At 71.5% G+C, this 5,322-nt stretch carries 7 protein-coding genes and 1 pseudogene; 7 read left to right on the top strand and 1 reads right to left on the bottom strand.

All coding sequences use genetic code 11. The features are described from left to right. Positions 1-426 (bottom strand): DUF3043 domain-containing protein (locus TA90_RS11450; protein WP_043536597.1); only part of this gene is annotated, 426 nt, incomplete at its 3' end. Between the two features lie 81 nt (positions 427-507). Here TA90_RS11450 and TA90_RS11445 point away from each other — a divergent pair. From TA90_RS11445 to TA90_RS11420, 7 genes and pseudogenes are all read left to right on the top strand, one after another. Then, on the top strand, positions 508-1,899 hold the full coding sequence (locus tag TA90_RS11445) for a M20/M25/M40 family metallo-hydrolase (RefSeq protein WP_052450816.1): 1,392 nt from the start codon (positions 508-510) through the stop codon (positions 1,897-1,899). A 2-nt stretch (positions 1,900-1,901) separates the two neighbouring features. Next, a complete protein-coding gene (locus tag TA90_RS11440) occupies positions 1,902-2,879 on the top strand; it encodes a glycerate kinase (RefSeq protein ID WP_043536595.1) in 978 nt (325 codons plus the stop codon). Between the two features lie 137 nt (positions 2,880-3,016). Continuing rightward, complete coding sequence (gene erpA / locus TA90_RS11435) at positions 3,017-3,370, top strand: iron-sulfur cluster insertion protein ErpA (RefSeq protein WP_043536594.1); 354 nt, start codon at positions 3,017-3,019, stop codon at positions 3,368-3,370. 4 nt (positions 3,371-3,374) lie between these two features. Further along, on the top strand, positions 3,375-4,385 hold the full coding sequence (locus TA90_RS11430; RefSeq protein WP_043536592.1) for an FKBP-type peptidyl-prolyl cis-trans isomerase: 1,011 nt from the start codon (positions 3,375-3,377) through the stop codon (positions 4,383-4,385). A gap of 116 nt (positions 4,386-4,501) precedes the next feature. Beyond that, entirely contained in the window at positions 4,502-4,693 is a 192-nt protein-coding gene (locus tag TA90_RS15905; RefSeq protein WP_331394276.1) for a hypothetical protein, read from the top strand. 19 nt (positions 4,694-4,712) lie between these two features. After that, on the top strand, positions 4,713-4,895 hold the full coding sequence (locus TA90_RS15900; protein ID WP_331394275.1) for a hypothetical protein: 183 nt from the start codon (positions 4,713-4,715) through the stop codon (positions 4,893-4,895). Positions 4,896-4,912: 17 nt separating this feature from the next. Then, positions 4,913-5,322: pseudogene (locus TA90_RS11420) on the top strand (anthranilate phosphoribosyltransferase); the annotation flags it as partial.

Below are 5,322 nucleotides of genomic sequence, written 5' to 3'. Positions count from 1 at the left end.
GTAGAACACGAAGGTCATGCCCATGACGATGCGGTTGGCGACCTCGGGCGACTTCTGCAGGAATGAGGCGGCCATCATCGCCACGAGGAAGAGGAGCATCACCGGCACGACGAACTCCGATGCCGACCACCGCGCGTCCACCCAGTCGCGGACGTAGCGGCGCACGCGGCCCTTGTCCCTGACCGGCAGGTACCGCTCGTCACCGGTGACGAGCGCCTCCTGCTGACGCTGGTAGGCCTCGTCGCGGCGGATCTTGGCCTGTCGCTTGGCCTCCTTGCGGTCCGCCGGGACCAGGGGACGGTTGTGACGCGCCTCCGCCTCGCGACGGGAGGGCGTCGGACGACCCTTCCGGTCGGTCGACTGCTTGGCGGAGGAGGTCTCCTGGACGGGGGAGTCGGGAGTCTCGGACTTCTTGCGGCTGAACACCCCTACAGGGTAGTGGATCGGGGACGCTGCTCCCACGCCGTCCGGGTGGGGTGGGGGAGCGGGCCGCACTAGTGTGGAGCCATGTCGAACCAGCCCGCGCCCAACGACCACCAGACGCCCTCGGGCCAGGACCTCCGCGACCGTGTCGCGGGGATCTTCCCCGACCTCCTGCACGAGCTCGCGGAGCTCGTCGCGATCCCCTCCGTCTCCTCGGACCCCGACCACGTCGTCGACGTCGCCGCCTCCGCCGAACACGTGCGTGACCGTTTCGCCGCCGCAGGTCTGTCGGCCGAGTGCCTCCACGGTGAGAACCCCGACGGGACCCCGGGACGCCCGGCCGTCGTGGCACGCACCCCCGCCGTGGAGGGCGCCCCCACCGTGCTCCTCTACGCCCACCACGACGTCCAGCCCACGGGTGACGTGGCCCGCTGGACCTCGGACCCATTCGTCGCCGAAGTGCGCGGGGAGAGGATCTACGGGCGTGGCGCCTCCGACGACGGGGCCGGCATCATCGTGCACCTGGGGGCCCTGCGCGCGCTGGGACCGGACCTCCCCGTCAACGTGGTCGTCTACATCGAGGGCGAGGAGGAGGTCGGGTCGCCCTCGTTCCGCGACTTCGTCACGACCCACGCCGAACGGCTACGCGCGGACGTCATCGTGGTGGCGGACTCCCACAACTGGAAGGTGGGGGAGCCGGCCCTCACCACGACGCTGCGCGGCAACTGCACCGCCACCGTCGACGTCAAGGTGCTCGGGCACGCCGTGCACTCCGGGGCCTTCGGGGGACCGGTCCTGGACGCCGTCACCCTGGCCGCGCGCCTGATCGCCACCCTCCACGACGAGGCGGGGGACGTCGCGGTGCGGGGACTGGGAGGGGAGTCCACCGCCGAGGTCGTGTGGCCCGAGGACGAGTTCCGTGCCGCAGCGGGCACCGTGGCGGGACTGCGCCTGGCCGGCACCGGGGACCTCGCCGCACGCGTGTGGACGAAGCCCGCGATCAATGTCATCGGCTTCGATGCCCGGCCCGTCGCCCAGGCCTCCAACACCATCGCCCCGGATGCGCGCTTCAAGCTGTCCATGCGCACCGTGCCCGGCCACGACCCCCGGGAGGACATGGAGGCCCTGAGGGCCCATCTCGAGCAGCACGTCCCCTTCGGTGCCGAGGTCACCGTGACCCCCAACGAGTACGGGCCGGGGTACCGGGCCGATCTCACCTCCCCCGTCGCGGACGACCTCCACCGCTCCCTCGAGGAGGCCTGGGGGGTCCCCGCCGTCAACATCGGCGTGGGTGGGTCGATCCCGTTCATCTCCGACTTCCAGGAGGTCTTCCCCGACGCACAGGTGGTCGTCACCGGTGTCGAGGACCCCCAGACGAACGCCCACTCGGAGGACGAGTCCCAGTCGGTGCCCGACCTCGAGGCGGCCGTCCTCGCCGAGGCACTGCTGCTGGTGCGTCTCGGCAGGGACGACTGAGGGTGTCCCCCCGTGTCCTCCTCGTCGGGACCTGGGAGGGCGGGGCCGGACGTGCCCTCCGCCTGGTCGGGGAGGGGCTGACCGGCTCCCGGCCGGACACCGGCGTCGACGTCCTCCCCTTCGGTGCGGGGCCCGCCTTCCGGGAGGCCCTCGCCGGGACGGACACGGGCGGCCTCGCACCGGTGGTCGTCGGTGTGGAGGAGGAGACCACGCACCGGGCCGGGCACGAGGTCCTCGCGGCGCTCGACGCGGGCCTGACCCCGGTCCTCGAGGGCGGGCACAACATCGACGTCGATGCGGGACTCGGCCTCCTCGAGGTCCTCTCGGGTCGGGAGCTGCACCGCGACGCACACCTCGACGCCGAGGCGCGGGAGGCACTGGAGCTCGCCCGGGCGCGCGTGGCAGGACACGACCTCATCGCGGCCGCCTCCACGCTGCGCCCCCTCCTCGGTCTGAACTCGGTGGTGGCCACGGGCGTCGACCTGACGCCCCGGCCCGTCCAGGACCGGGTGCTCACGGCCGCCCTCGCCCGCTTCTACTCCTCCGCATCCCCCGGACGCCCGACACTGCCCCTGGCCGGGGGAGGCGCTCCGCAGGATCCCTCCCGGAAGCCCGGGTCCGGGTCCGCCGGTGGCGGCGCCGCCCTCGTGGAGGCCCTCGGCGGCCGGATCGTCCCCACCGGCACCCTGCTGGCGTCCGCGACACACCTGGGGGAGAGGGCGGCCGTGGCGGACCTCGTGGTGGTCCTCGAGCCCCTGTTGCATTCGCCACAATTGGCCGAGGCCCTCCTCGACACCGTCACCGCCGCCGCGGCGGCACAGGCCCTGCCCGTGGTCGCCGTCGGCCGCGAGTCCACCCTCTCCCCCCACGAGGCGGCCGAGTGGGGACTCCACGGTGTGATCACCGTCGGGGCGGGGGAGGGCGAGATGCGTCGCGCGGGCTCGCGCATCGCCCGGACGTGGCTCCCGGCGGGTGGCTGAGGGCCCCCACGGACCGCGCCGACGCGGGCCGGGGTGTTGCGCCGTGGGTGAACTCCCAGCAAACTCCCATGGCGGTGCGGTGGACAGCGGACGTAGGCTGACGGGCGACAACGAGGACACACAGATCGAGGAGCACCATGTCCGACACCACCACCGAGCTGCCGACCCACGAGGTCGTGCTCACCGACGTCGCCGCTGCGAAGGTCAAGAGCCTTCTGGAGCAGGAGGGGCGTGACGACCTCCGTCTGCGCATCGCGGTCCAGCCCGGTGGCTGCTCGGGTCTGATCTACCAGCTCTACTTCGACGACAGGATCCTCGACGGTGACGCCGTGCGTGACTTCGGCGGTGTCGAGGTGGTCGTCGACCGCATGAGCGTCCCCTACCTCGCGGGCGCCACGATCGACTTCGCCGACTCCATCGAGCGTCAGGGGTTCACCATCGACAACCCCAACGCCCAGAACACCTGCGCCTGCGGCGAGTCGTTCCACTGAGCCGATGACGAATCCCCTCAGGAAGGGCCTCGCCGCGTGCGTGGCCCTCGCGCTCTCGTTCGGCCTCGTGGCCTGTTCCTCCTCCTCCGAGTCCGGTGACGCCGCATCCGGCTCCGAGTCCGGTTCCCAGTCCGGTGAGGCGGCCCCCACGGTCGACCGCTCCGGTGACGCCAACTTCCCCGACGTGACGGGCGACTACGGCGAGGAGCCGACGATCTCGGCCGGCACCGGCACCGAGCCCACCCATATCTCCGTCAGGACCCTCTCAAAGGGCGACGGGGCCGAGGTCACCTCCAGCGACTTCCTGCTGGTGAACTACGCCGGCACCCTGTGGAACGGCAAGGTCTTCGACTCCTCCTTCACCAATGGGTCGCCTGCGGCCTTCAGCCTCGACCAGGTCATCGAGGGCTGGAAGTACGGGCTGGCCGGCCAGCACGTGGGCGACCGCGTGCAGCTGGTCATCCCCTCCGAGTGGGGCTACGGCGAGACCGGCTCCGGCGACGCCCAGAGCGGTCAGGAGGCCACGATCCCGGCCAACGCCACGCTGGTGTTCGTCGTCGACATCATCGACTCGGTCGACCCGAGCGACACCTCGGCCCTCAAGGACGCCAAGGCGACCGACGACGAGCTGCCCGCGGGCATCACCGTCACGGGCGACCTCGGGTCCGAGCCGAAGCTGTCCTTCTCCGGCACCACCCAGCCCAAGGACTCGGTGACCACGCTGGCCACCGGCACGGGCGCCGAGGTCTCGACCTCCGACTACGTCGTCTACCACGCGGTGGGCGGGTACTTCGGGGATGCCGACTCGGCCACGGGCACCTGGCCGGACAACGCCCAGCTGCTCTCACCGGGCGTCACCGAGGTGGTCGGCAAGACCGTGGGGAGTCGCATCGTCATCGTCTACGGGCCCACCCAGGACGCCACGGAGTCCGGCGCCACGGAGTCGACGACCAGTGCCACGGTCATGGTGGTCGACATCCTCGGGGTCCTGCACGACCCCGACTCGGCCAGCTGACATCCACGGCGCGTCCGGTGGGCGGGTCCCCCCAGGGGACCCGCCCACCGGCGCATACAATGGGACCCGTTGATCCGCGGGCGCCGACGCGCCCCAATCTCCCCGAGGAGCACACGTTGAGCGACGAGACCGTTGGCGTCCTGCTGTACAGCGACGACATCGACACCCGCAAGGCCGTCATGGACGGCGTGGGACTGCGTCCGGGCAAGGACTCGCCGAAGGTCGAGTGGTCCCAGGCGGCCACGCCCGCCGGGGCCCTCGAGCTCATGCGGACCGGGCACTTCGCAGGCCCTGGTCCTGGACGGTGAGGCCACCAAGGAAGGTGGCATGTCCCTGGCCAAGGAGATCTCCGAGACCTTCGACGAAGTCCCCCCGGTCATCATCCTCACGGCCCGCCAGCAGGATGACTGGTTGGCCGCCTGGGCGGGAGCCGCGGCGACGATCCCCGACCCGCTGGACCCCATCGTGCTGCAGGAGACCCTCGCAGCCGTCCTCAAGGGGGAGCTGTGAACACCTGGGCCGAGGTCATGGGCGACGTCCTGGGCGGTCGCGACCTCGACCACGACACCGCCTACTCCGTCATGGACCAGGTGATGACCGGTGAGCTCGGCGACGTCCGGCTCGCCTCCTTCCTCACCGCCCTCACTGCCAAGGGTGCCTCGGTCACCGAGGTGCACGGTCTCGCCGACGCGATGCAGGACCACGCGGAATCGGTGGACGTCCCCCGGGACGTGCTCGACATCGTCGGCACGGGTGGCGACCGCGCGCACACGGTGAACATCTCCACCATGTCGGCCATCGTGCTGGCCGGGGCAGGGGTGCCCGTGGTCAAGCACGGGAACAGGGCGTCCACCTCGGCCTCGGGCTCGGCGGACGTGCTGGAGGCCCTGGGACTGAACCTGGACCTGGCCCCGGAGCGGGTGGGTGAGGTCTTCGA

Source organism: Actinomyces polynesiensis, from assembly GCF_000820725.1.
Taxonomy (GTDB): domain Bacteria; phylum Actinomycetota; class Actinomycetes; order Actinomycetales; family Actinomycetaceae; genus Pauljensenia; species Pauljensenia polynesiensis.
The sequence above is the reverse complement of the archived record's forward strand: the minus strand, read 5'-3'. Positions and strand labels throughout refer to the sequence as shown.